At 74.8% G+C, this 1,633-nt stretch carries 2 protein-coding genes; both read left to right on the forward strand.

From position 1 onward, the window contains the following. Positions 1–7 precede the first annotated feature (7 nt). On the forward strand, positions 8–1,153 hold the full coding sequence (locus tag ACTIR_RS0103825) for a glycosyltransferase family 4 protein (protein ID WP_026453277.1): 1,146 nt from the start codon (positions 8–10) through the stop codon (positions 1,151–1,153). A gap of 82 nt (positions 1,154–1,235) precedes the next feature. Next, positions 1,236–1,633: glycosyltransferase family 2 protein (locus ACTIR_RS21585; protein ID WP_026453278.1), on the forward strand; the 398-nt coding region annotated here is incomplete at its 3' end.

Consider the following 1,633-nt stretch of genomic DNA (forward strand, 5'->3'; position numbering starts at 1 on the left):
TGCCCCCGTGCCCGAACCACGTGTCCTGCTCGACGCCACGGCGGTTCCCGCCGACCGCGGTGGTGTGGGCCGGTACGTCGACTCGCTCGTCGCCGCGCTCGACGAGGCCGGTGCGCGGCTCACCGTGGTCTGCCAACCCCGCGACGGCCACCTCTACTCCGAACTCGCCCCCCGGTGCCGGGTGATCCCCACCGCTCAGGCGGTCTCCACCAGGACGGCGCGGCTGACCTGGGAACAGACCACCCTGCCCGCCCTGGTCCGCGGCCTCGGCGTCGACGTGGTCCACTCCCCGCACTACACGATGCCGCTGGCGAGCCGGGCGGCCTCGGTGGTGACCCTGCACGACGCGACTTTCTTCACCGACGCGGTGCTGCACTCGTCGGTGAAGGCGCGGTTCTTCCGCGCGTGGACGGAGATCTCCCTGCGGCGGGCGCGGCTGTGCGTCGTACCCAGCCTCGCCACCGCCGGGGAACTCGGCCGCGTCACCCGCGCCCGCGGGGCGGAGCTGCGGGTGATCCGGCACGGTGTGGACGAACACCGCTTCCACCCGCCGTCGACGGAACAGGTGCGCGCCGCGCGGCAGGTGACCGGGATCGGGAACACGCCGTACGTGGCCTTCCTCGGCGCCTTCGAGCCCCGCAAGAACCTGCCCGCGCTGATCCGGGGATTCGCCGAGGCCGTGGCCGACCGCCCGGATCCGCCCGCGCTCGTCCTCGCGGGGCAACCGGGCTGGGACCGGCGGGTGGACGACGCCCTCGCCGCCGCGCCGCACCGGCTCCGGATCGTCCGTGCCGGGTACCTCCCCGTGGACACCCTCGCCGGGTTCCTCGGCGGCGCCGAGGTGGTGGCCTACCCGAGCCTGGGGGAGGGGTTCGGCCTGCCCGTGCTCGAGGCGATGGCCTCCGGGGCGTGCGTGCTCACCACGCGACGGCTCGCGCTGCCCGAGGTGGGCGGGGACACGGTGGCCTACTGCGGTGTGCATGCCGCCGACGTCGCGGCGGCACTGCGCGGACTGCTCGACGACCCCGCGCGGCGGGCGGAGCTGGCGCAGGCCGCGCGCCGCCGGGCCAAGGAGTTCTCCTGGATCCGGTCGGCCGGCGACCACCTGGAGGCCTACGACCGGGCCTGGTACCGGCACCGTACCGGCCCCTGACCACACCGGAGGTGCGGCGACGGGGCGTCTGTCCCACGAACCGCCCACCGGCCGCCCACCGGACGGGCACGGGCGGTGGCGCGTGCACAATGGCTCCGTGACCGACGGCCCCGAGACCGCGCCCGGCCTCTACGGTGACCCCGAAACCTATGGTGACGACGTCGCCGTGGTGGTGGTGACCTACTCGCCGGGGGAGGACCTGCGACGTTTCCTCGACACCCTGGACGACGCCACCGACGACGACGTCACCGTCGTGCTCGCCGACAACGGCTCCGTCGACGGCGCCCCGGAGAAGGCGGCCGAGGCCGAACACGTGCGCCTGGTGCACACCGGGGGCAATCTCGGCTACGGCGGCGGGGTCAACGCCGGGGTTGCCGCGCTCGACGACCGGGTCGGTTGGATCGTGTTCGCCAACCCCGATCTCGAATGGGATCCGGGCGCGCTGGACACCCTGCGCGACGCGGCCCGCCGGTGGCCCCG

It is taken from the genome of Saccharomonospora iraqiensis subsp. iraqiensis (assembly GCF_000430445.1).
GTDB lineage: Bacteria > Actinomycetota > Actinomycetes > Mycobacteriales > Pseudonocardiaceae > Saccharomonospora > Saccharomonospora iraqiensis.